General features: G+C 67.0%; 25 protein-coding genes. 16 read left to right on the plus strand and 9 right to left on the minus strand.

What is annotated here, in order from left to right; translation table 11 throughout:
- Positions 1-26: 26 nt before the first annotated feature.
- The 3 genes from LPA35_RS12685 to LPA35_RS12695 all read left to right on the plus strand — a co-directional run bounded on the left by LPA35_RS12685 (position 27) and on the right by LPA35_RS12695 (position 1,539).
- Entirely contained in the window at positions 27-629 is a 603-nt protein-coding gene (locus LPA35_RS12685) for a YbhB/YbcL family Raf kinase inhibitor-like protein (RefSeq protein WP_228897212.1), read from the plus strand.
- A gap of 71 nt (positions 630-700) precedes the next feature.
- The gene (locus LPA35_RS12690; RefSeq protein ID WP_055401712.1) at positions 701-1,051 is read left to right on the plus strand and encodes a DUF4124 domain-containing protein; all 351 of its coding nucleotides are present in this window, start codon (positions 701-703) and stop codon (positions 1,049-1,051) included.
- Between the two features lie 149 nt (positions 1,052-1,200).
- Complete coding sequence (locus tag LPA35_RS12695) at positions 1,201-1,539, plus strand: DUF2834 domain-containing protein (RefSeq protein ID WP_142149974.1); 339 nt, start codon at positions 1,201-1,203, stop codon at positions 1,537-1,539.
- Here the strand turns inward: LPA35_RS12695 and LPA35_RS12700 are convergent.
- On the minus strand, positions 1,500-2,372 hold the full coding sequence (locus tag LPA35_RS12700; protein ID WP_228897213.1) for a helix-turn-helix domain-containing protein: 873 nt from the start codon (positions 2,370-2,372) through the stop codon (positions 1,500-1,502). The two genes, LPA35_RS12695 and LPA35_RS12700, sit on opposite strands and share 40 nt — an antisense overlap.
- A 97-nt stretch (positions 2,373-2,469) precedes the next feature.
- Between LPA35_RS12700 and LPA35_RS12705 the strand changes: the two genes are divergently transcribed.
- On the plus strand, positions 2,470-3,228 hold the full coding sequence (locus LPA35_RS12705) for a tyrosine-protein phosphatase (protein ID WP_121508214.1): 759 nt from the start codon (positions 2,470-2,472) through the stop codon (positions 3,226-3,228).
- Between the two features lie 621 nt (positions 3,229-3,849).
- On the opposite strand, the gene LPA35_RS12710 is transcribed toward LPA35_RS12705, so the two are convergent.
- The 3 genes from LPA35_RS12710 to LPA35_RS12720 form a co-directional block, all read right to left on the minus strand.
- Positions 3,850-5,208: an MFS transporter gene (locus tag LPA35_RS12710; protein ID WP_228897214.1), complete on the minus strand. Its 1,359-nt coding sequence runs from the start codon at positions 5,206-5,208 to the stop codon at positions 3,850-3,852.
- A 319-nt stretch (positions 5,209-5,527) separates the two neighbouring features.
- Entirely contained in the window at positions 5,528-6,172 is a 645-nt protein-coding gene (locus tag LPA35_RS12715) for an NADPH-dependent F420 reductase (RefSeq protein WP_228897215.1), read from the minus strand.
- 82 nt (positions 6,173-6,254) lie between these two features.
- Positions 6,255-7,091 carry a pirin family protein gene (locus tag LPA35_RS12720; RefSeq protein ID WP_228897216.1) on the minus strand — a complete coding sequence of 279 codons (837 nt, stop codon included), beginning with the start codon at positions 7,089-7,091 and terminating at the stop codon, positions 6,255-6,257.
- A 116-nt stretch (positions 7,092-7,207) separates the two neighbouring features.
- On the opposite strand from LPA35_RS12720, the gene LPA35_RS12725 reads away from it, so the two are divergent.
- The 3 genes from LPA35_RS12725 (at position 7,208) to LPA35_RS12735 (ending at position 10,152) form a co-directional block, all read left to right on the plus strand.
- Positions 7,208-8,128 (plus strand): LysR family transcriptional regulator, encoded by a 921-nt coding sequence (locus LPA35_RS12725; RefSeq protein ID WP_228897217.1) that lies wholly within the window; start codon positions 7,208-7,210, stop codon positions 8,126-8,128.
- An 84-nt stretch (positions 8,129-8,212) separates the two neighbouring features.
- Positions 8,213-9,622 (plus strand): DUF2130 domain-containing protein, encoded by a 1,410-nt coding sequence (locus LPA35_RS12730; protein ID WP_228897311.1) that lies wholly within the window; start codon positions 8,213-8,215, stop codon positions 9,620-9,622.
- 188 nt (positions 9,623-9,810) lie between these two features.
- On the plus strand, positions 9,811-10,152 hold the full coding sequence (locus LPA35_RS12735) for a DUF1330 domain-containing protein (RefSeq protein ID WP_055400741.1): 342 nt from the start codon (positions 9,811-9,813) through the stop codon (positions 10,150-10,152).
- Positions 10,153-10,184: 32 nt separating this feature from the next.
- Here LPA35_RS12735 and LPA35_RS12740 read toward each other — a convergent pair whose 3' ends face one another.
- On the minus strand, positions 10,185-10,784 hold the full coding sequence (locus tag LPA35_RS12740) for a flavin reductase family protein (RefSeq protein WP_228897218.1): 600 nt from the start codon (positions 10,782-10,784) through the stop codon (positions 10,185-10,187).
- Between the two features lie 171 nt (positions 10,785-10,955).
- Here LPA35_RS12740 and LPA35_RS12745 point away from each other — a divergent pair, with 171 nt between their 5' ends.
- The gene (locus tag LPA35_RS12745) at positions 10,956-11,345 is read left to right on the plus strand and encodes a VOC family protein (protein WP_228897219.1); all 390 of its coding nucleotides are present in this window, start codon (positions 10,956-10,958) and stop codon (positions 11,343-11,345) included.
- Between the two features lie 40 nt (positions 11,346-11,385).
- Here LPA35_RS12745 and LPA35_RS12750 read toward each other — a convergent pair whose 3' ends face one another.
- Both LPA35_RS12750 and LPA35_RS12755 read right to left on the minus strand, forming a co-directional pair.
- Positions 11,386-12,072, minus strand: coding sequence for a hypothetical protein (locus LPA35_RS12750; protein ID WP_228897312.1), 687 nt, complete (start codon positions 12,070-12,072; stop codon positions 11,386-11,388).
- 120 nt (positions 12,073-12,192) lie between these two features.
- Positions 12,193-13,428, minus strand: coding sequence for a helix-turn-helix domain-containing protein (locus tag LPA35_RS12755; RefSeq protein WP_228897220.1), 1,236 nt, complete (start codon positions 13,426-13,428; stop codon positions 12,193-12,195).
- 124 nt (positions 13,429-13,552) lie between these two features.
- On the opposite strand from LPA35_RS12755, the gene LPA35_RS12760 reads away from it, so the two are divergent.
- From LPA35_RS12760 to LPA35_RS12770, 3 genes are all read left to right on the plus strand, one after another.
- Positions 13,553-14,161, plus strand: coding sequence for a class I SAM-dependent methyltransferase (locus LPA35_RS12760; RefSeq protein WP_228897221.1), 609 nt, complete (start codon positions 13,553-13,555; stop codon positions 14,159-14,161).
- Entirely contained in the window at positions 14,158-14,937 is a 780-nt protein-coding gene (locus tag LPA35_RS12765) for a tRNA-uridine aminocarboxypropyltransferase (protein WP_228897222.1), read from the plus strand. The genes LPA35_RS12760 and LPA35_RS12765 overlap by 4 nt, the downstream gene beginning before the upstream one ends.
- Positions 14,938-15,295: 358 nt before the next feature.
- Positions 15,296-15,718 (plus strand): hypothetical protein, encoded by a 423-nt coding sequence (locus LPA35_RS12770; protein ID WP_055401120.1) that lies wholly within the window; start codon positions 15,296-15,298, stop codon positions 15,716-15,718.
- 150 nt (positions 15,719-15,868) lie between these two features.
- Here the strand turns inward: LPA35_RS12770 and LPA35_RS12775 are convergent, their stop codons facing one another.
- Positions 15,869-16,717 carry a hypothetical protein gene (locus LPA35_RS12775; protein ID WP_228897223.1) on the minus strand — a complete coding sequence of 283 codons (849 nt, stop codon included), beginning with the start codon at positions 16,715-16,717 and terminating at the stop codon, positions 15,869-15,871.
- A 192-nt stretch (positions 16,718-16,909) separates the two neighbouring features.
- Between LPA35_RS12775 and LPA35_RS12780 the strand changes: the two genes are divergently transcribed.
- The 4 genes from LPA35_RS12780 to LPA35_RS12795 all read left to right on the plus strand — a co-directional run bounded on the left by LPA35_RS12780 (position 16,910) and on the right by LPA35_RS12795 (position 19,517).
- Positions 16,910-17,788, plus strand: coding sequence for a PA4780 family RIO1-like protein kinase (locus LPA35_RS12780; RefSeq protein WP_055401116.1), 879 nt, complete (start codon positions 16,910-16,912; stop codon positions 17,786-17,788).
- Positions 17,789-17,852: 64 nt separating this feature from the next.
- Positions 17,853-18,350: a GNAT family N-acetyltransferase gene (locus LPA35_RS12785; protein WP_228897224.1), complete on the plus strand. Its 498-nt coding sequence runs from the start codon at positions 17,853-17,855 to the stop codon at positions 18,348-18,350.
- Between the two features lie 155 nt (positions 18,351-18,505).
- Complete coding sequence (locus tag LPA35_RS12790; protein ID WP_055401112.1) at positions 18,506-18,757, plus strand: hypothetical protein; 252 nt, start codon at positions 18,506-18,508, stop codon at positions 18,755-18,757.
- 184 nt (positions 18,758-18,941) lie between these two features.
- Positions 18,942-19,517: a DUF1439 domain-containing protein gene (locus LPA35_RS12795; RefSeq protein ID WP_228897225.1), complete on the plus strand. Its 576-nt coding sequence runs from the start codon at positions 18,942-18,944 to the stop codon at positions 19,515-19,517.
- 182 nt (positions 19,518-19,699) lie between these two features.
- Here LPA35_RS12795 and LPA35_RS12800 read toward each other — a convergent pair whose 3' ends face one another.
- A complete protein-coding gene (locus LPA35_RS12800; RefSeq protein ID WP_121422926.1) occupies positions 19,700-20,623 on the minus strand; it encodes a LysR family transcriptional regulator in 924 nt (307 codons plus the stop codon).
- Between the two features lie 139 nt (positions 20,624-20,762).
- On the opposite strand from LPA35_RS12800, the gene LPA35_RS12805 reads away from it, so the two are divergent.
- Positions 20,763-21,563 carry an SDR family oxidoreductase gene (locus tag LPA35_RS12805; protein WP_228897226.1) on the plus strand — a complete coding sequence of 267 codons (801 nt, stop codon included), beginning with the start codon at positions 20,763-20,765 and terminating at the stop codon, positions 21,561-21,563.
- Positions 21,564-21,619: the final 56 nt, after the last annotated feature.

The following is a 21,619-nucleotide window of genomic DNA, read 5'->3' on the forward strand; positions in this document are numbered from 1 at the left end:
CACCGCTACTGCAAGGAGCTTTTCAGATGACCCACCCACTTTCACGCCCCCTTCGCTTTGGCGCCGCCATCGCGGCATTCGCCACCATCGGCTTGGCCCCTGCCGCCCACGCCCAGGCCTTCGCGCTCACCAGCCCCGACTTTGCCGAAGGCAGCACACTGCCCCAGCGCTTCGAGTTCAAGGGCTTTGGCTGTGCGGGCGACAACCAATCACCCGCCCTGCGCTGGAGCGGTGCACCCGCAGGCACCCAAAGCTTCGCCGTCACCGCCTACGACCCCGATGCCCCCACCGGCTCGGGCTGGTGGCACTGGTCGGTGGTCAACATCCCCGCCAGCACCACCGAGCTGCGGCCCGACGCGGGTGCTGCCGGCGGCGCCAAGCTGCCCGCAGGCGCCAGCCATGTGCGCATTGACTACGGCGTGGCCGCCTGGGGCGGGGCCTGCCCGCCCGAAGGCGATGCGCCGCACCGCTACATCTTCACCGTGCACGCGCTCAAGGTGCCGCGCCTGGACCTGCCTGCCGACGCCACCGCCGCGCTGGCCGGCTACATGATCAACGCCAACAGCCTGGGCAAGGCCACGCTCACGGCGCGCTACGGGCGCCCTGCGGCCAAAGGCAAGCAGCCTTGATACCGCGTGGTCGGGTGGGCGTCGTGATGTTTTAAGCTTGGTGGTCACCCACCACACCACAGACCCACCCCATGCGCAGCACCCGCGAACGCACCCTCTGGTCCATTCTGGCCGCACTGCTGCTGGCTGCCGCAGCCGCCGCATGGTGGACGGCCGACCAGTGGCTGCCCCACGCCGGGCCATGGACCGAGCAGGCCTGGAAGAAGATCACCCGCCCCGGCCCCGACACCTTGCCGCCCGGCAAGCAGCAGCCTGCCGCACAGGCCCGCTCTGCGAACAGTGGAGCGTCTGAGCCCGTGGCCCCGCAGCCGCGCAAGTGCGTGAAGGACGGCCGCACGACCTACACCGACCAGCCCTGCCCCAAGGGCACGCAGGAGCTGCCGGTGGATGGCGCTGTGACATCGCTGCCGCGTGCGCAGTAAGTTCATGAAGATGGCGTGCAGCGGCTCGTCCGCCGGTGCGAGGCATGTCGTTTTTTTCCTAGCCCGCCAGTGGGCTGCGCGGATTCAATCGGTGCGTTGATTCACTACCCAAGGCCTCTCTCTTTCTCTTGAGAAGGCCGCATGCACCGATGCAAAACCACACCCACCTGCGCGCATTTTTTCTTCTGCTGGCCCTTCTGGGCCTGGCCGTCCCTTGGTACTTCAACACCGTGTATTTTTTGGCGGGCGGCAGCGTGATGCCCGACGTTTTCTGGCGCGATGCCTTTGCCAATGCATTGACCACCGGCATCACCTGCGACGTGTACCTGGCCGCCGTGGCGTTCTCCGCGTGGGTGGCGGCAGACCGCAGCCTGGGCGCGTGGCGCTGGGCTTACATCGCCGCCTGCTTTGGCATTGGCCTCGCGTTTGTGATGCCGCTGTACCTGGCTCAGCGCTTGCGCGTGGGCTGCAAGGGTGGGGCAGGCTGATTCGGCAGGGTCTGTGCCCCAATCTGCAAGGGCCAGTGCGCGGTCAGCGGGCTGCGCGTGCCCTGCACCAGGGCCTGCAGCGGGTGGCCCGCCAGCCTGCGCACATCGCGCGCCATGTGCGACTGGTCGTAGTAGCCCTTGTCGGCCGCCAGGTCCACCACCGGGCCGCTGGGCGCGGCGAGGGCGTTGCCCAGCGTGCTGTTCAGCCGGGCAATCACCTGAAACTGCTTGGGCGCCATGCCCCAGTGCGCCACAAAGCGCCGTTCAAACTGCCGCTGGCTCAGGCCCATGTGCTGATTCGCGCCTGGGGCATCGTCGTGGGCCGCCTGCAAGAGGGCCAGGGCTTGCAGCCGCCGTGCTTCACAGGGTGACGGCGGTGCGACCAGCTGCCGGACGAACTGGCACAGCACCGCGATCCGCGCGGCATCATCCCGCGCAGCATGCACGCCGTGCTCCACCTCGGTCCACCCAGGGCCCACCAGTTCTGCCAGCGGCCGCAGCGTGTTCACCAAACCGCGTGCGCTGGTAAACAGCGCCGCCGCGGCTTCAGGCTGCAGCACCAGCCCCACGGCCCGCACCGGCCCGCCGTGTTCGTACACCGTGGCCGTGGTGCTGGCGCTGATCCAGGCCGCTGGCGGCACCAGTGCGCCCCGGCAATGCACCTGCCCGGCCAGCCGCACCACCAGCATGCTCGACACCATCGCCGGAAAATGCGACTGCGCCAGCTCCGCCGGGGCGTCGACCACCACCCCCGCCATCAGCCAGGGCTGCAAATCAGAGGGCACGGGCACAAAACGCTGCATGCCCGGATTCTGCACACGGTCGCGCCCCATGCATTCCTCCAGCCACCCGTGCGACATGCGCCTGCCGCACCGCCCGACTATCCTTGTTGTTTAAATACCCCCTCCCACCACATTCCCCGCACGCACCATGCAGCAAGAGCAAGCCCCCACCCGATCCCTCCCCCTCGCCGGCGCCACCAACTTTCGGGACCTGGGCGGCTACACCGGCCAGGGCGGGCGGCCCGTGAAGTGGCGGCGCATCTTTCGCTCGGACCACCTCGCCGCCCTGACCCCCGAGGACCAGGCCCTGCTGGCCCAGCTGGGCGTGGCCCGCGCGGTGGACTTTCGCGGCCAGGCCGAAAGCGCCGCCTACGCCTACGCGCTGCCCGGCATCGCCTACCACCCGCTCGCCATCGAGCCCACCGTGGTGCAGCGCGCGCTCGACCTGCAGCGCACCGGCCGCCAGCTCACCGCACAAGACGCCGTGGGGCTCATGCAAGACACCTACCGCGGCTTTGTGCACGACAACGCCCCGCGCTTTGCCGAACTGTTCAAGCTGCTGCTGGCCAGCGACACCCCCACCGTCTTCCACTGCACCGCTGGCAAAGACCGCACCGGCTTCGCCGCCGCCCTCATCCTGCTCACCCTGGGCGTGCCGCGCGACGTGGTCATGCACGACTACCTGCTCACCAATACCCTCTACCAGCGCCCGCCGGGCATGGGCAGCCACGCGCCCGAGGAAGTGCTGGCCGTGCTGTGGCGCGTGCAAGAAGAATTTCTGGACGCCGCCCTGCACAAGGTAGACACCGAGTTCGGCGGCCTGCAGCCGTATCTGGTGGACGTGCTGGGCGTGGACGCCGCTGCGCAGACAGAGCTGGCGGGGCGCTATCTGCAGGCGGCGGTGTAGCCAATTCGCACCAAGACCCCGAAGAATCGCGCGGCACCCTGTGCGTGGGTTTGTGCCGTGCAAATCCCGTTTGCTATCAAATCAGAAGCTGCCAATGCAATACAGCAGGGCGATAGAGCCATGTTGGCGGGTTCTTTTTGCCGAACCCTCGCCCCGCACAACCCGCCGTACCTACCAACTTTCGCAGGTTGTGCCGCGCTCCCTCACCCCCTACAGTCAAGTAACAAATGCACACAAGGGCGGGAACAGGGAGGAGAGGCTGACAGCAAAGGCGAAAGACAGGGTTGCTACTAGCACCGGGCGCATACCTTCGGGATGAAGGCATGCAGCCTGGTGAGAAACGCCTTGCTGAGCAGCCCGAACACAGGGTCGAAGGCAACGACGACCTGCTCAGGGACCGCAGCTGCTACTGCGGTCCCGTGGGGCCCCGGCAGGTGCAGGCCGATAAAAAATCGGGTTGCACCTGCCGGGGCCTGTTGAGCGAATGCTGCAGTGCTCAATTGCTCATAAATCAATAGCTGCAGGCGCTTGACTACCAAGCGCTAGAGGCCTATTTGATCAAAATTCTCAACGAAATGAAGGCGGCGCAGTGCCAGCAAGCCGCTAGTGCGGTGTTGCACGCTATCCGGCACTGGGCTGCACCCGCCCCTCAACCGCACCCTGGCGCCGCACCCGCCAGTACAGCCAGCCCATGATCGACAGGTTCAGCAGATTCCACCCCATGCCGTTGATGAACGCCGCCTGGTAGCTGCCCGTCACGTCAAAAATCCAGCCCGACATCCAGCCCCCCAGCGCCATGCCGATCAGCGTGGCCATGATCACCGCGCCCACCCGGGCGCCCGCCTCTTGCGGCGCGAAATACTCGCGGATGATGATGGCGTACGCGGGCACGATGCCGCCCTGGAACAGCCCGAACATCGCCGAGATCACATACAGCGGCACCAGCCCGTCAAACGGCAAAAACAGCATCAGCCCCACCCCCTGCAGCGCCGACCCCAGCAGCAGCGTGCGCACCCCGCCAATGCGGTCGCAGATCACGCCCGACACCAGGCGGCTGACAATGCCGCACGCCAGCATCAGAGACAACATCTCAGCCCCGCGCGCCGCGCCAAAACCCAGGTCGGTGCAATAGGCCACGATATGCACCTGCGGCATCGCCATGGCCACACAGCACGCCACGCCCGCCACGCACAGCAGCAACTGCGCGTGCACCGGGCGCAAGCCAAACGGGCGGCTGCGGTCCAGTGCCAAGGGAACCAAAGATGCGGACGCAGTCGCTGGTGAAGCAGCAGCACCCAGTGCAGCACCCCCTGCCGAAGGTGACGACGACGCAGGCGCCGCAGGCGCAGCCCCATCCATCAACACCAACGGCGCCCGCTGCCGCATGCGCAGCGCCAACAGCAGCATGCCCGCGCCACACACCAGCCCCATCAGCACATAGGTGTGGCGCCAGCCAATGGCTTCGATGCCGTGCTGCACGATGGGCGGCCACAGCGCACCGGCAATGTAGTTGCCGCTGGCGCAAATAGCCACCGCAATGCCCCGCCGCTTGTTCCACCACAGCGCCGTGTCGGCCATCAACGGCGCAAACGTGGCCGAGCTGCCCACCAGCCCCATCAACCCATGCGCCAGCCCAAAAACCCAGATGCTGCCCGACAGCCCCGCCCATACAAACCCGCCACACACCGCCACCGCCCCCACGCACAGCACCGGCATCAGCCCATGCCGGTCCGCCATCCGCCCCGTCCACAGCCCGCCCAGCCCCAGGCACACCATCATCAGCGTGTAGGGCAGCGACGCATCCGCGCGGCCCACGCCGAATTCGGCCTGCACGGCGGGCAGCACCACGGACACGACGTACATGCTGCTGTTGCCCAGCACGACCAGGCCGAGCGTGGTCAGCAGGCGCCAGGCGGCTTGGGGGGAATCGATGAGGGATGCCGGGGCGGCGATGTGTGCAGAAGCAGGGGTGGTACGCATGCGGTGCAATTTAACCCTGATCTGCGCATGACGCCGCTCCGTCAACGCATCCACATGGCCGATGATCCCGACCATTTTCCCGCTGGTATTTAGTGTCCATCGCGGTCAGCGCCACCTCCAGCGTGTTGTCATCCAGCGATCCACAACCCGAGTCTCATGGCGCCACACCCGCGGGGCTGAGGGAGTCTGCCCCGGGCACCTCTTCCATGGATACCAATTCAGCGGTGACCAGCGCTTGCAATAAATGCCTAGACCCCAGGTGCCTTGGGCTAGACAAGGTGCACCTGGGGCCCTGAAAGTGCCTGGGCAGGCACCCCTCTCAGATCTTGATGAACTGCGTGCTCGACAACGCGCCAAACGGCAGCTCCGACAAGCGCCCGCCCACCGCCAGCGTGCCCAGGTCCACCGGAAAGTAGCCGATGGCTTCCAGCACCTTGCGCACTTCGGCCTTGGCGGCGGCATCGTCGCCCGCATAGAACATGGCGCGCTGGCCGCCAGACACTTGGGGCTGCGCCAGCACGTTCACGTCCAGGTGGTTGAACGCCTTGACCACGCGGGCGCCCGGCACGAATTCGCTGAACACTTCGCTGGACGAGCGCCCGCCCAGGTCGATGGCCTTGATGCCGTAGGCCGCCAGCGGGTTGGTGGGGTCTTGGGCGTCGGGCGAGTTGGGGTCCAGAAACGCCACGGGGTTGGTGCCGTCGATGACGATGCGGCCGTTCCACGCGGGCAGGGTGCCCAGGGCCTGGCCCAGGTCTTCCCAGCGCACGGCGATGAGCACGATGTCTGCGGCTGCGGCCTCTGCCACAGTGCCGGCCTTGATGGTGGGGCCCAGTTCGGCCACCAGCGGGGCCAATGATTGCGGACCGCGCCGGGTGGAGAGGGTGGCCGACAGGCCCTTGTTGGCCAATGCGCGGGCCACGTTGGAGCCGAGAGCGCCAGAACCGATGATGCCGATGTTCATGATGTTTTCCTTGTTGAAATGAAGTGGGTTGAAGTGAGGTGGAAGGGGTGAGGTGAGAAAGCGTGATGGAAGGGCTAGACGACTACCCGAGCCGCCCGGCCTGGCGCAGTTGCGTGGCAATGCGCCGGATTTCTGTGGCGCCCTGTGCCAGTGCGGCCGGGCTGGTGTGCACCGAGTAGCGGCCCATGACAAGGTCGTGCGGGTGCGGCACGGCAGAGCCCAGCACAAAGCTGGTGGCCTGGGTGGCCACAAAGTCGATGCCCTGGCTGCTGGGCTCAAACGCCACCAGCTCGCCAGCGTCAATGGCTTCGCCTGCCGTCAGCGCGCCGGTGGCCACTGCTGCCCATGCCACGGTGTGGCCGGGGGGCGGGGTGTAGATCCAGCGCGCACCTTGGGCCAACTGCACGGCCAGATAGGTCATACCCTCGGGCGCCGCCACCGGGCTGTGCGCTGCGCCGTACTCGCCCAGCAGCACACGCACCGGGCCCACCTGGGGCACCAGCTCAGGGGCGAAGTACTGGCTCTGGGCGGGGGCGTTTTCCAGCGCGGCGGGCAGGGCCACCCACAGCTGAAAGCCCCGGCCCGGTGTGTCGCCCACGGGGGCGCCGGTGTGCCATACGCCGTTGCCCGCCCGCATCCATTCCACACCGCCCGCAGGCAGCAGGCCCGCTTGGCCGGTACTGTCTTCGTAGCGCACATCGCCTTCTGACAAGAACGTGACGGTGGCGATGCCCGAGTGCGGGTGCATGCCAAAGCCCTGCTGCGCGGCGCCGGGCTGAAAGTGGACCAGGTCCAAAAAGATGAAGGGCTTGAGCACTTGGCCCAGGTCCCCGGGGCTCATGAGACGGGTGATGGGGCCGTGCGCGGTGCCACGGGTGCGGTGGGCGATGGCGCGGGGGGCTGTGGCGGGTGCAGACATCAAGAGAACCTTGGAGGTGTTGAACTGATGCCTGTAGCTTAAAAATTCATCGATTGATTGACTATATGGTGCAATATGATTGAACTCGTCCATTAATTGAATGAATGAGCGCGACCATGCTGGATCTGAACGACGTGGCCATCTTTGTGCAGGTGGTGCGCTGTGGCAGCTTTGCCGAGGCCGCGCGCCGCCTGGGCGTGCCGCCCAACACCCTGAGCCGCCGGGTGCAGCAACTGGAAGCGCAGCTGGGCACCCGGCTGATGCAGCGCTCTACCCGCCATCTCACGCTTACCAGCGCGGGCCAGGTGTTTCTGGAACGCTGCAGCGGCGCGGTAGAGGGGCTGATGGATGCGGGCGAGGAGTTGCTGGCGGTGAACCAGGAGCCCAGTGGCCTGGTGCGGGTGGCGGCACCGGCCGATTTTTTTGATTTCTTTGCGATGGAGTGGCTGACCGAGTTTCTGGCAGCGCACCCCAAGGTGCGGGTGGACTTTGTACTGAGCGACGGGCGCGCCGACCTGATTGCAGACCGGATTGATGTGGCCCTTCGGGGCGGCATCCTGGAGGACTCAAGCCTCTTTGCGCGCAAGGTGCTGGATGCGGGCAACGACGGCCTGGTGGCCAGCCCGGCCTACGTGGCCCGCCAGGGCGTGCCGGACACGCTGCAAGACCTGGCAGGCCACGACTGCCTGGTGTTCAGCCACCCCAGCGGCAAGGCCACCTGGCGCGTGACGGGACCGGATGGAGCGCAGGCCGAGGTGCAGGTGGCGGGCCGCTTCAGTGGCAACACGGCGCAGGCCTTGCGCAAGGCCGCGCTGGCGGGCCTGGGCATTGCACTGCTGCCCTCCACGCTAACCCAGCGCGATCTGCGCGCTGGCCTGCTGGTGCCCGTGCTCCCGCAATACCACCGGCAGGGCCACGGCGTGCACATGGTGTACCCCAGCCGGCGCTACCTGCCCTTGGCGGTGTCTGCTTTCATGGAGCTGGTGATCAGCAAGATGGGCGCGATGCAAGAACTGCCGCCGCAGACCTGCGGCTGATGCAGCATGAATCCGCTCATGCTCATGCTCATGCTCCTGCCCGCTATGCTCCCCACCCAACCAAACAAGACCACGGTGACCGCCATGCACGACATCATCTGCCCCCACTGCAACAAGGCCTTCAAGGTGGACGAGACCGGCTACGCCGACATCCTCAAGCAGGTGCGCGACGCAGATTTCCATGCGCAGTTGCACGAGCGGCTGGAGCTGGCCGAGCAGGACAAGCGCAATGCGGTGGCGCTGGCGCAGGCCCAGGTGGCCAATGAGCTGCAGAAGGCGGCAGCCGCCAAGGATGCACAGATCCAAGCCCTGAAGGCGCAGTTGGATGCGGGCGCGGTGGAGCGCGACCTGGCGGTGGCGCACGCCCTGAGTGCGGTGGAGAAGCAGCGCGATGCGCTGGCCAATGAGCTGGAGCGTGCGCGGCAGGCGCAGCAGGCAGCGGACCAGTTGGCACAAGCCCGGCTGGCGCAGGAGCTGCAAGGTGTGGCTGCCCAAAAGGACGCGGAGATTCAGCAGCTGAAATCGCAGCTGGAAGCAGGCGAGGTGGTGCGCAGGCTGGCGGTGACCGAGGCAGTCACGGTGGTGGCGCGGGAGCGCGACGAGCTCAAGAACGACCTGAACCTGGTGGTGGTGAAAAAGCAGCTGGAGGAGGCCGCCATCAAGGAGCAGTTCGCCCTGCAGCTGCGCGACCGTGACGGCGAGATTGCGCGGCTGCGGGACATGAAGGCGCGCCTTTCGACCAAGATGGTGGGCGAGACGCTGGAGCAGCACTGCGAGACGGAGTTCAACCGCATCCGCGCCACGGCATTCCCCCGCGCGTACTTTGAGAAGGACAACGACGCACGCAGCGGCAGCAAGGGCGACTACATTTTTCGCGATGCGGACGAGGCGGGCAACGAGATCGTTTCGATCATGTTCGAGATGAAGAACGAGAGCGACGAGACGGCCACGAAGAAGCGCAACGAAGACTTCTTGAAAGAGCTGGACAAGGACCGCGCTGAAAAGGGCTGCGAGTACGCGGTGCTGGTGTCGCTGCTGGAGCCTGAGAGCGAGCTGTACAACACCGGCATCGTGGACATGTTCTACCGCTATCCCAAGATGTACGTGGTGCGGCCGCAGTTCTTCATCCCCATCATCACACTGCTGCGCAACGCTGCGATGAAGTCGCTGCAGTACAAGTCGGAGCTGGCGCTGGTGAAGGCGCAGAACCTGGACATCACCAAGTTCGAATCGCAGCTGGAGGAGTTCAAGGGCGCGTTTGGGCGCAACTGGCGCCTGGCGTCAGACGGGTTCGAGGAGGCCGTGCGGCGCATTGACGAGGCCATCAAGGACCTGGAGAAGACCAAGGAGGCGCTGCACAAGTCGGCCAACAATTTGCGCCTGGCCAACGACAAGGCCGAAGACCTCACGATCAAGAAGCTGACCCGGGGCAACCCGACGATGGCGGCCAAGTTTGCAGAGCTCAAGCAGGTGGGGCTTTTGGACGGGGAGTGATGCAAGAGCATCGCGGCGCCAAACCTTGACCTCTGAGGTAATCGCCAAGCGGAGCGCCTATTTCTACAGTGGTCCTCGCGGGTCGGTTGCCAGCGTAAAGCGGCATTGAAGACGCGCGCTGCGTCTGTGCATACACACCGAAACCGCAGCCAACCAACTCACTGAGAGACCAGAAAGGAGCCCCAGATATGTCTGCCTATGCCGTTGGCCTGTTGAGCAATCTGCAGTTCGGCCCCGATATCGTCACCTACCTGCAGCGCATCGACGCGACCCTTACGCCTTATGGCGGGGCCTTCCTCGTGCATGGCACCCGGGCAGAGGTCAAGGAAGGCGTGTTCGATGGGGACTGCATCATCATCAGCTTCCCGGCCATGGAGCAGGCGCGTGCCTGGTACGAATCGCCAGCCTATGCCGAGCTGATTCCACTGCGTGCGCAGCACGCGCAATCCACGGTGTTTCTGCTGGATGGGGTGGCGGAACCGAACTACCGCGCAGAGTCCTTGCTGGCCAAGCTGGGAGTCAAGGCCTGAATGCTCCTCCGGGCACAGACACGGGCCCGGGGCTACACCGTCACCGACGCCCCCGTCGCATAAAACTGCCCACCCGCCACGTAGTGCAGCGTGCGCAGCGCATCGGGCGCGGTGTCGAACTCCCAGTGCCCGTGGCGGAACACGCGCTCGTCCGCCCAGGCGGCCACTACTTCGCCGATAAACAGGTCGTAGGTCTGCTGGTTGTGGGGCTCGGGGATGACGCGGCACAGCAGCCAAGCGGCGCAGCCCTGTACCAGCGGGGTGGCATGGCCAGGGGCGTGGAACAGCTCCACCCCGTGCTGCTGCAGTTTGTGGGGGTGGGTCTTGGCGCTGTCGGTGCCAAGGGCTACGGTCATCGCCGCCATGGGCAGGGTGGGCAACTGCAGTGCGAACTCGCCACTGGCTTCGACCAGCTCGCGCGTGCGTGTCGCTTTGTCGAGCACCACTGTCACCTTGGGCGGTGCAAAGTCCAGTGCACAGGCCCACGATGCAGCCATCACGTTGTGCTGGCCCGCATGCTCTGCCGACACCAGCACCGTGGGGCCGTGGTTGAGCAGGCGGTAGGCCTTGTCGAGGGGGACGGGGGCGATGTGGGGGATTCGGGGCGAATGTTGTGGGCTGGGTTTGCTCATGATTTCATAGCTGGTGGCGCTTGTTGGATAAGCGGTAGATGGCATTTTGATCTGAAACCAGACTGCCGTGTGTGGCCGTGTCGCCAGCGTGCGCGCCGGGTGGGTGCAGGGCCGGTAACATCCCCGGGCCTATCAACCACTGCCCCCGGGGCACTACGGAGACAAGAAGCTATGTTCAGTCATGTGATGGTCGGTGTGAACGATCTGGAGGTGTCCCGGAAGTTCTACGACGCGCTGCTCGGCACCATCGGTGTGCCCCCGGGTGTCGCCAACAAGAACCGCTACTTCTACCGGGGCCCCACCGGCACCTTCTGCATCAGCACCCCCATCAATGGCGAGCCCGCCACCTTTTCCAATGGCGGCACCATCGGCTTTGCCATGCAGTCGCCCGAGCAGGCCGATGCGTTCCACGCAGCCGGTGTGGCCAATGGTGGCACCACCTGCGAAGACCCACCGGGCTACCGCGAAGGCCCTGGCGGCAAGCTCTACCTGGCGTACCTGCGCGACCCGGACGGCAACAAGATCTGCGCGCTGCACCGCCCACCCAAGCCAGCGGCGTGACGGCCGGGCCGACCGGCTCAGCGCATCGGTTTTCTGATCTTCAAGCGGGCGTGTGTGCGCTGGGCCGACGCACGGCGCGCACCTTGCCGCTGCCGCCACCACCGCAGTAGAACAGCCCGGCCCCATCCGATTCGAGCCCGCTCACACCCACGCCTTGCGGCATATCGAGCTGCTGCAGCACCGCGCCGCTCGTGGGGTCGATGTGGCGCAGGGTGCTTTCTTCGCCCTCCCAGGTGCCGTGCCACAGCTCGCCGTCCACCCAGGTCACACCGGTCACAAACCGGTTGGATTCGATGGTGCGGCGGATCGCACCCGTGGACGGGTCGATCTGGTGGATCTTGCGGTCACGGTACTGGCCCACCCACAGGCTGCCTTCGGCCCAGGTCAGGCCTGAATCGTTGCCGCCGCCCGGTGCGGGGATGGTGGCCACTACCCGGCCCGTGGCGGGGTCGATCTTGTCGATGCGTGATTCAGCGATCTGGTACAGGTGCGTGCCGTCAAACGCGGTGCCTGCGTCGCACACCACGTTGAGCGTGCGTGTGGTGGCGCCACTGGCCGGGTCAAAACCCACCAGGTGTTCGCCCGTGGCGGCCCACACCCGCTGGCCATCGTGCGTCACGCCGTGGATGGTGCTGGCGCCGCCAAACGGGCCGTATTCGCGCACGACCTCGGCGGGCTGGCGGGCCGCAATGGGCAGGTGTTTGGTGGACGGCGGGGTGCCCGCCATGTCGCTGCTGCAGGCGGTGTCGTGGGTGGCGGTAGGGGTGGCTGTGGTCATCGCGGTAGCTCCTGAGGGTAGGTACCCGGTGCACGGCAAGGGCGCTGTGCGTTGGGCGGTGAAGCCACTTTAGGCAATCGGCTGCGCGGTGGGGAGTAACAAGATCGTCGTGAATCCCACCAGGGGCGCGGCCAGCCACCGGCGTGCGCGCGCCTGGCCGATGGCGCGCACGCGGCCGGTAGCTTCGAGTTCAGCCAGTGCGCGCTGCACGGTGCGCTGGCTGTCGCCCAGGGCCAGCGCCAGGGCGGATGTGGACCATGCCGCGCCGTCGGCCAGCAGCGCCACCAGCGCGCCTTGCTCGCCCTCCACCGGCGGGGCCAGCACGGCCACAGTGCGTCCGCCGTGGGGCCGGAGCACAAAGCCGCGCGGCGTGGCCTCCACCCCGGCCAGCGGAGCGATGAGGGCGCGCAGGCGGCCGATTTCCACCCGCAGGCGGGCGCGGTGGGTTTCGTCGGGGTGGCGGGTGCGGAACACGTTGGCGATCAAGGCTTCGCGGTCCACGCCGCCCGGCCACGCGGTAGCCAGCGCGCGCACCAGCGCAAACAGCACAGGGCGGCGTGCCAGCGGGTGCCACACCTCGCCCGCGCGCACGCCGTGGCGACAGGCGTCCACGACCCACAGCGTGGAGGACGCCAGCAGCGCGGCCACGTCGTCCAGCCGCAGCGTGTGCTCGGCGCCGTTCGCAAGGCAGCGCGCAGCGGGCTGTTCGAGCAACGCATGGGCCTGCGCCACCTCGGTCAGCAGCGCGGGCACGCCGGATTGGGCGGCAGCCTGTTGCGCGCGTTGCAGGGCGGTGCGTGCTGCGCCGATGTGCAGTGACCGCAGGGCCAGCTCTGCGGCGGCAAGTTCGGCCACCGCGACAAGGGAAGGGGGCAGCCGCGTTGTGGCGTCGGTGGTGGGAGCGTCTGCCAGCGCAGCCGATGCTTCGTCCAGCTTGCCCAGCAGGATCAGCGTGCGCGCTGCCACCAGCCGTGCCTGCAGCGCATTGGCGATGTCGCCGTGGGCCTGCAGCGTAGCCCCTGCCGACATCAGCGCCTGCGCTCGCCCGCCCAGGTCGCGTTGGGCCAGGGCCACCTCAGCCTCGGCCACCACACAGCGGGCGCTGGCCACGGGCTCGTGCGTGCCAAAGCTGCGTGCGGCGCGGCGCAGCAGATCGCGGGCGCGCGGGTGCTCGCCCAGCTGGGCCATGGCTATGCCGCGCAGGGCCAGGGCCGGTGAGTCGTCGCGCAGGGCCACGCGCTGCAGGGCGGCCAGGGCGTCGCCTGCGGCCAGCGCGCGGGCGGCGGCGGAGATTAGCGAATCCATGGCGACAGACTACCGCAGCGTGCTGCTGCGATGGCACGCCAGCAAGCGTGGGGGATACTTGGCCGCTTCGCTGTGCCGCCCGCCGGGTGGTGCAAATCCCCCCAAAAGACCCAAGGACCCGCCATTGAAATCCGCCAGCGCCACCACTTTTGACGAGGCCTACTACCAGCGCTTTTACTTCGACAAAAAAACGAGCGTGGTGGACCCGGCGCACATGGAGCGCCTGGGCACCTTCGTGTGCAGCTACCTCAAGTACCTGCGCGTGCCGGTGAACCGCGTGCTGGATGTGGGTTGCGGCATCGGGCTGTGGAAGGGCATCGTGGCGCAGCACTTTCCGCAGGCCAGCTACCAGGGCGTGGAGTTCAGCCCCTACCTGTGCGAGCGCTTTGGCTGGCAGCAGGGCTCGGTGGTGGACTACGCGGCTGATGCGCCGTATGACCTGGTCATCTGCCAGGGCGTGCTGCCCTACCTGAGCCCGCCGGACCTGAAGGCTGCGCTGCTCAACCTGGGCCGTTTGACCCAAGGCGCGCTCTATGTCGAGGCCGTGTCGCGCGAGGATTTTGAGCGCGACATCATCGACGAAGAGATCACCGACAACCGCGTGTTCCGCCACCGTGCCGAGCTGTACCGGCGCGGCCTGCGCGAAGGCGCCATCGAACTGGGTGGCGGCGTGTGGCTCAGCCGCCGGGCCGAGCTGCCGCTGTTTGCGCTGGAGCAGGCGGGCGGGCAGTGACGGCGACCCCTGTGCCGCCGCCCCAGCCGCAGGCGGTGCCGCACCCGCCCCATGCGGTATCGCGCCTGCGCACCGAGCGCCTGGCCCGCAGCGCCAAGCCCTTCCTGGCCCGGGGCGGCCCCAAGGGCGAGCGCTGCGCGGGCTGCCGCCTGGTGCCCAGCCACTGCATCTGCGCACTGCGCCCCGTGCTGCCCACGCGCGCGGGCATGTGCCTGCTGATGGCCGACATCGAACCGCTCAAGCCCAGTAATACCGGCTGGCTGATTGCCGATGTGGTGGCCGACACCTACGCGTTTGGCTGGGCGCGCACCGAGGTGCACCCCGACCTGCTGGCGCTGCTGGCTGACCCCCAGTGGCAGCCGTATGTGGTGTTTCCGGGTGAGTTTGTGGAGCCTGGGCGCGTGGTCACCCAGGTGGGCAGCACCGAGCCGACGGGCAAGCGCCCGCTGTTCATCCTGCTCGATGCCACCTGGCCCGAGGCGCGCAAGATGTTCCGCAAGAGCCCGTACCTGGACCGTCTGCCCGTGCTGAGCCTGCAGCCCGAGCAGCTCTCACGCTACCACCTGCGCCGCTCCACGCGCACGGACCATTTCTGCACCTCGGAGGTGGGCGCGCTGTGCCTGGAGCTGGCGGGCGAGCTGCAGGCCGCACAGGCGCTGGAGGCGTACCTGGACGTGTTCACCCACCACTACCTGCAGGCCAAGCACCAGCTGCCGCCGGACGTGAACGGGGCGGCGCACGCACGGCTCCGGCTTCTGGCGCAGGGCCGCGGCTGAGAGTCTGAGAGTCTTTTATCCATGCCCGCCTTGCACGCCGAAACGCCCCGGCTCGTCGTTGCACATGCTCGCCATAGCCCGAGCTATGGCTGTGCTTTGCGCCTAGATCCGAGGCGTTTTCGCGCGCCTTTCGGGCTCGGCTAAAAAACTCTCAGCCTCTGAGCCATCGCCCCTCGGACTGTCGGGCCGCGTGCGTGCATGACCTGTTGCCCAAAAAGCATGCGCTGTTACCGCGTTGTTACAAGCGCTGCACCTGGCCCCCCGCAAAATTCGGCGCTGGCGCCACCACCTCTGGCGCGGCCCGTCTGTCCGGGAGGGGCAGGGGCCTGCACACCCAAAGCCAACCCGTTGGAGAACCATGAAAAACAAGATCCCCCTGTTGCTCGTCGCAACCCTCAGCCTGGCTGTCGCATCGCTGGCCCACGCCGGCAAGGCCGAGCGCGACTTTTTTGCTGCCGAGGTGGCCCCCGCGCTGAAAACCGCCGCCAGCACCCTCAAGCAATCGTGCGGCTGCGATGTGAAGATGGATGTGAAACAGGACAGCTTTCAGACCGTGGACCACCTGCGCCAGGTGCGCTACGCGGCCGGCACCATCGTGGACAACGCCCCGCGCTACTGCAACGATGCCCCTTCCAAGGCCGCAGTGTGCCAACTCAAGACCCTGGAATTTGCCCGCACCGGCACCACCGCTTTCAAGTTTGCCGCAGGCAAGGGTGCGATCACTCTCGATGAAAGCTCGTACCCCAGCTGGGACATGCTGGCCGCCGAGCTGGACAAATAAGCGCAGACTCCTAGCCCCAAGCAGCGCCCCGACACCACTGTGCGTGGTGCGGGGCGTTGGTGTTTGTGGGCACCGTGAGGTGGCTGAACCGAGGTGCTGCAGTTGCGAACGAATCGCCGTTCTACGTGCCGGATAGCGTGCAACACCCCGCTAGCGTGGGGTGGCACCCGCAGCCACACGGCTTTGTACCGCCTTGGTGATGCCGTCTGGTTCCAGATACGGGCTGCAGGTCTGGTACAGCGCAAACTTCTTTTCTGCCGACGTACCAACCAGTTCGGCCGACACTTCGGGCGCCGATTTCTTGAGCGCGTCGATGTGGAAGTCACCATCGCCCGGGTGCAGCTCCACCGCTGCTTCCAGCATGGCCGCCGCAGCGGCGCGCATGCCTTCTTGCCGGGCTTTTGCCACGCTGAGCGACAGGCCGTTGAACACATTGCCGCAGCGGATCAGGTCGATGGCGACCGCCTTGCGTGCATCGGCCTGCGCAGGTGTTTCCATGCCGCGCGTGCCATCCAGGTAGGCCCACACGTCCAGGGGTGGGGTGCCGGACGCGCACGCCCCCTGGTAGGTGCCGAAAAATGCCTTCTTCATCATCTGCCGGCCCGCCGAGGTCTGCATGCCGCTGTCGATGACAAGCTGCTCGCCATCGGCGTGCACGGTGAACTGGTACAGGTGCGCGGCGCTGGCGCCTGCGGCCTGGGCAGGGGCGACGCAGCGGGCCTTCCAGGTCTCATGGCCGGGCATGGGTTGGTCAGACTCGCTGACCGTGCAGTCCATGCCGCGCTGCTGCATGGCGTTCTTCCAGGCGGGGGCCGTCAGGCTGGCCATGTGCTGCGCTGTCACGCACACCACTGCGGTGCTGCCCAAGGAGTCCGCATAGGCACCCTGGCGGAACCCGGCAGCCGCCGAAGGCTGCGAAACCGCAACGCCCCCGATCAGAAGCCCCACCAACACAGCAGCGCGCGGGGCGGTGGCGGGGAGCGCAATGGCGAAGGGCATGGGGGGTGTCTCCGGGCGGCAGCGCCTGGTACGGCGCAAGAAAAAGAGAAGGCGGTGGAACGGCGGCGTGCCCAGGGGCGGCCTGTCATCACACTGAAAAGCCGTCGGATTGTCGTTCAAGGCCCTGGGCACGTCGTGCTCTTGTGGCCTTGCAACGACAATGGACCATTCCCCCTCTACCGCACTGACCCGATGAAAGCTCCCCCCCGCCTGCAGTCCCTCATTGAGGAAGGCCTGATCGACACCGTGGTCCGGCAGCTCATGAGCGGCAAGGAGGCCATGGTCTATGTGGTGCGCTGTGGTGATGAAACGCGCTGCGCCAAGATCTACAAAGAGGCCAACAACCGCAGCTTTCGGCAGGCGGTGGACTACACCGAAAACCGCAAGGTCAAGAACTCACGCTCGGCCCGCGCCATGGCCAAGGGCAGCAAGTTTGGCCGGCAAGAGCAAGAGGCCGCCTGGCAAAGCGCCGAGGTCGATGCGCTCTACCGCCTGGCCGCTGCCGGCGTGCGCGTGCCGCAGCCCTACAACTTTCACGACGGCGTGCTGCTCATGGAGCTGGTGACCGACGCCCACGGTGACGCCGCCCCGCGCCTGAACGATGTGAGCTTTACCCCCGAAGACGCGCGCACCCACCACGCCACGCTGGTGGCCGAGGTGGTGCGCATGCTGTGTGCGGGCGTGGTGCATGGCGACTTGTCGGAGTTCAACATCCTGCTGGCCCACCTGCCGGGCGCAGAAGGTGGAGAAGCCGGCCACGATGGCCCCGTCATCATCGACCTGCCCCAGGCCGTGGACGCTGCGGGCAACAACCACGCCCAGCGCATGCTGCTGCGCGACGTGGCCAACCTGCGCGACTTCTTCGGCCAGTTTGCCCCCGAGCTGCGCGCCACCCAATACGGCCCCGAGATCTGGAGCCTGTACCAGAGCGGCCTGCTGAGCAACGAGACGCCGCTCACCGGCATCTATGCGCCCACGCATGCCGATGTGGACATGCAGGCCGTGCTGCGCGAGATTGACGACGCACGCGATGAAGATGCCGCGCGCAGGCTGCGCATGGCGGCGGGCTGAGATTTCTCCACCGCGCTGCGCTGTGGCACCATCGCGCCCCTTTTTTCTCTGCAGTTCGCTCGCCATGCCTTCCTTCCACATCCGCAACTTCTGCCCTGGCGACGAACCCGCGTTGCGCGCCGTTTTTCATGCCTCGGTGCATGGCCTGGCTTGCAAGGACTACACCGGCGAACAGCTGGCCGCCTGGGCGCCGTTGGAGCACGACGCCGCGCAATGGGCCGAGCGCATGCGGGCCAACCAGCCCTTCATCGCGCAAGCAATAGACGGCGGGGCGATAGCTGGGTTTGCCGATCTGCAGTCCAGCGGCACCATCGACATGTTTTTTGTGGCCCCGGCGTTTGCAGGCCAGGGCGTGGCCCGGGCGCTGATGGCACACCTCCATGCGCAGGCGGCGCAGCGCGGCATCACCCACTTGAACGCCCACGTGAGCCTGACCGCCGAGCCATTTTTTGCCGCGCAGGGCTTCGCGGTGGAATCGCGCCAGCAGGTGGAGCGCGCGGGCGTGGTGCTGCACAACGCGCGCATGGCCAAGGCGCTGGTGATGGGCCAAGGCAACTCCTGATTTGATAGCTGGTTATGCTTGTCTATCAAGCGCTAGAGGCTGATTTTGCTTGTAGTTCAGCCATCATGCTGTGTCTTTGCACCCGCAGGTGCCTTACAGTAGCCGCCCCGCAGCAGACAAACCCACCCACACCGGCCCACGACGGCTGACACCCCATGACCAAAGACCTGGCCCGACAGAACGAACTCAAACCCATGGCGCTGTGCGAGCCCTGCCAGGGCATCCAGCGCAACTGGCGCAAGGCGCCGGGCCACGCCGAGCTGGTGCAGCGCGGCAACCGCAAGGAAGACCGCGAGACGGGCTCCGTCACCATCACCCGCTATGTGTGCGACCGCTGCGGCACGGCGTGGGAGTATGAGAACGACAAGGGCAACCAGAAGGCAGGCTGGTCGGTGGTGGGGCGATAAGCAATCGCATCTCCATGGAGAGAGGTCAGCGCTTGTTGGATAAGCGCCAGCGGTCATTTTGGGTTCCAACCCATGGCTGGGAACGGCTTGCAGGGCTGTGCGAACGGATACACAGCCATGGCCCACAAATGGGGCACCTTTTCATCTCGTGCGTGTCACACAGGCCTATCAAGGAGATAGCCTCATGCTGCACCGCAGACGATTTCTGAGAACCACCGGCAGCCGCCTGGCCCTGGGCGCCGCCGCTTTGCTGCTGGCAGGGCGTGCCGCGTGGGCCCAGCCCAGCTACACCGTGCCGCTCGCGCAGCTGCAGGAGATGGTGGCCACGAAGTTCCCGCGCAGTGTGCCGGTGCAAGGCCTGTTCGATCTCACCCTGCAACCCCCGCGCCTGCGCCTGCTGCCTGAGGTCAATCGCCTGGGCGCCGTCATGGCGGTGGACGCGGCGGGCGCTGCGCTGCGGCGCAGCCACGCGGGCACGTTCGATGTGGAGTTTGCGTTGCGCTATGAAGCCAGTGACCGCACGCTGCGCGCCCACCAGATCAGGCTGGGGCGGCTGGATTTCCCCACGCTCAAACCGGCCGTCACCGAACTGATCAATGCCTATGCCCCCGTGCTGGCCGAACAATCCCTGCGCGAAGTCACCTTGCACCAGCTGCGCCCGCAGGACACCGCCATGTTCGACGGCCTGGGATTGCAGCCCGGGCCCATCACGGTGACGGCCAAGGGGCTCACCGTGGCGTTTGTGGGCAAGCAGCCATGACGCCCGCTGGGCACGGCCGCCTTCCATCGCCGCAGCGCCGGGGTTAACTCCCTTTCCCCTCGCGGGAGCGGGTGGGGGAGACGGGGCTTCGGGGGCGCCGCGCTTGTTCTCCCTCTCCCCGCCCTCTCCCACCAAGGCTGGGCCGAGGGTTGCGCAGGTCAGTCTCGCGCAGGGGCTTGCGCTCAATCGCCCCGCACCCGCTGCGCAAACCCGCGCAGCGCGAACTGCTCCACCACAAAATCCACAAACACCCGCGTGCGCGCTGGCAGCAGCTTTTTGCTGGGGTAGTACAGCGATGTCGGCCCTGCATCCGCCCACCAGCCGGGCAGCACCCGCACCAGGTCGCCGCGTGCCAGCCAGGGCTGCGCGAACGGCATGGGCAGCACGGCCAGGCCCAGGCCCATCAGCGCGGCCTGGCACATGGCCTCGGGGTCGTCGAACACGATGCGGGGGCGGAACACTGCCGCTGCAGCGTCGCCCGCCTTGTTGCGCAGTGTGGTCACCGGCACGCGCCCCGTGCGGATGGCGCGGCGCGCAATGCCGTCCCACTGCGCCAGGTCTGCCGGGTGGCGCGGCGCCTTGCGGCCCTGCAGCAGCGCGGGGGCGGCCACCACCACCAGGTGGATCGGCCCCAGCGTGCGCGCCACCATGTCGGGGTTCAGGTTCAGGCCGCCGCCAATGCCGGCGTCAAAGCCCTCGCCGATCAGATCCACCTGGCGGTTCTCAAAGCGCCAGTCGGGCTGGATGGCCGGGTAGCGCTGCAAAAACTCGGTGAGCAGCGGCACGATGTAGGCACGGCCAAAAGCCTGGCCCATGCTCACCTTGAGCGTGCCCGCAGGCTGCTGCTCGGCCTCGGCCGCGTGGTCCACCGCATCGGCCAGCGCGGTCAGCGGCGGGCTGATCTGCGCCAGCAGGCGCTGCCCGCCTTCGGTGAGCGTGAGGCGCCGCGTGCTGCGCTGGAACAGCCGCACGCCCAGGCCTGCCTCCAGCCGCGCGACGTTCTTGCTCACGGCGGCAGGCGTCAGGCCCATGAGCCGCGCGGCGGCCGAGAAGCTGCCGCACTCGGCGGATTTGACGAACGATTCGAGGTGGCTCAGGGGTTGCATGGTTTGCATTTTCAACTGCAGGTTGAAATAGATCCAGCCCATTCATGGCTACCCGCAAAGCAATGTTTTTCTGAAACTGCAGGTGTTCCTGGTTCCGTGAAGAACCTTTTCAACCGTCTGATTTTTTAGGAAAAACACCATGTCTTCTGTGCCCGATACATCCGCCCCCACCACGCTGCCTGCCAGCGCGTCACGCCTGTTGGCGGGCAAGGTGGCCTTTGTCACCGGCGGCGCGCGTGGCATCGGCGCCGCCATCGTCCAGCGCCTGGCGCGCGACGGAGCGGCCGTGGCCTTCACCTACAGCAGCTCCGAAGCCCCGGCGCAGGCGCTGGTGGCGGTTATTGAAGCTGCCGGAGGCAAGGCCCTGGCGCTGCGTGCCGACAGTGCAGACGCCGCCGTCCTCACGCAGGCCATCGACACGGCCGCGCGCACGCTGGGCCGCCTCGACATCCTCGTCAACAATGCCGGCGTGGCGGTGGCGGGCGAGATCGACAGCTTTGCCCTCGCCGATTTCGACCACACGCTCAACGTGAACGTGCGCGCGGTGTTTGTGGCCACGCAGGCTGCCGTGCGCCACATGGGCCAGGGCGGTGCCTATGGCCGCGTCATCACCATCGGCAGCACCAATTCCGACCGTGTGCCATGGGCAGGCTTCAGCGTGTATGGCATGAGCAAGGCCGCCATCGTGGGCCTCACCAAGGGCCTGGCGCGCGACCTGGGGCCGCGTGGCATCACGGTGAACAACGTGCAACCCGGCCCGGTCAACACCGACATGAACCCCGCCGACGGCCCCCTGGCCAGCAACATGCACGGCATGATGGCGCTCGGCCGCCATGCCCACCCCGACGAGATCGCGGGCATGGTGGCCTATCTGGCGGGGCCGGAGTCGGGCATGGTGACCGGGGCCAGCCTGCTCATCGATGGCGGGTTTGCTGCCTGAGCCAAGGTAGCTCGGGGCTCTTTGGGTTTTGTGCTGGTGGGTGGCGTTGCGCGCGC

It is taken from the genome of Acidovorax sp. Leaf73 (assembly GCF_916855635.1).
GTDB classification, from domain to species: Bacteria; Pseudomonadota; Gammaproteobacteria; order Burkholderiales; family Burkholderiaceae_C; genus Acidovorax; species Acidovorax facilis.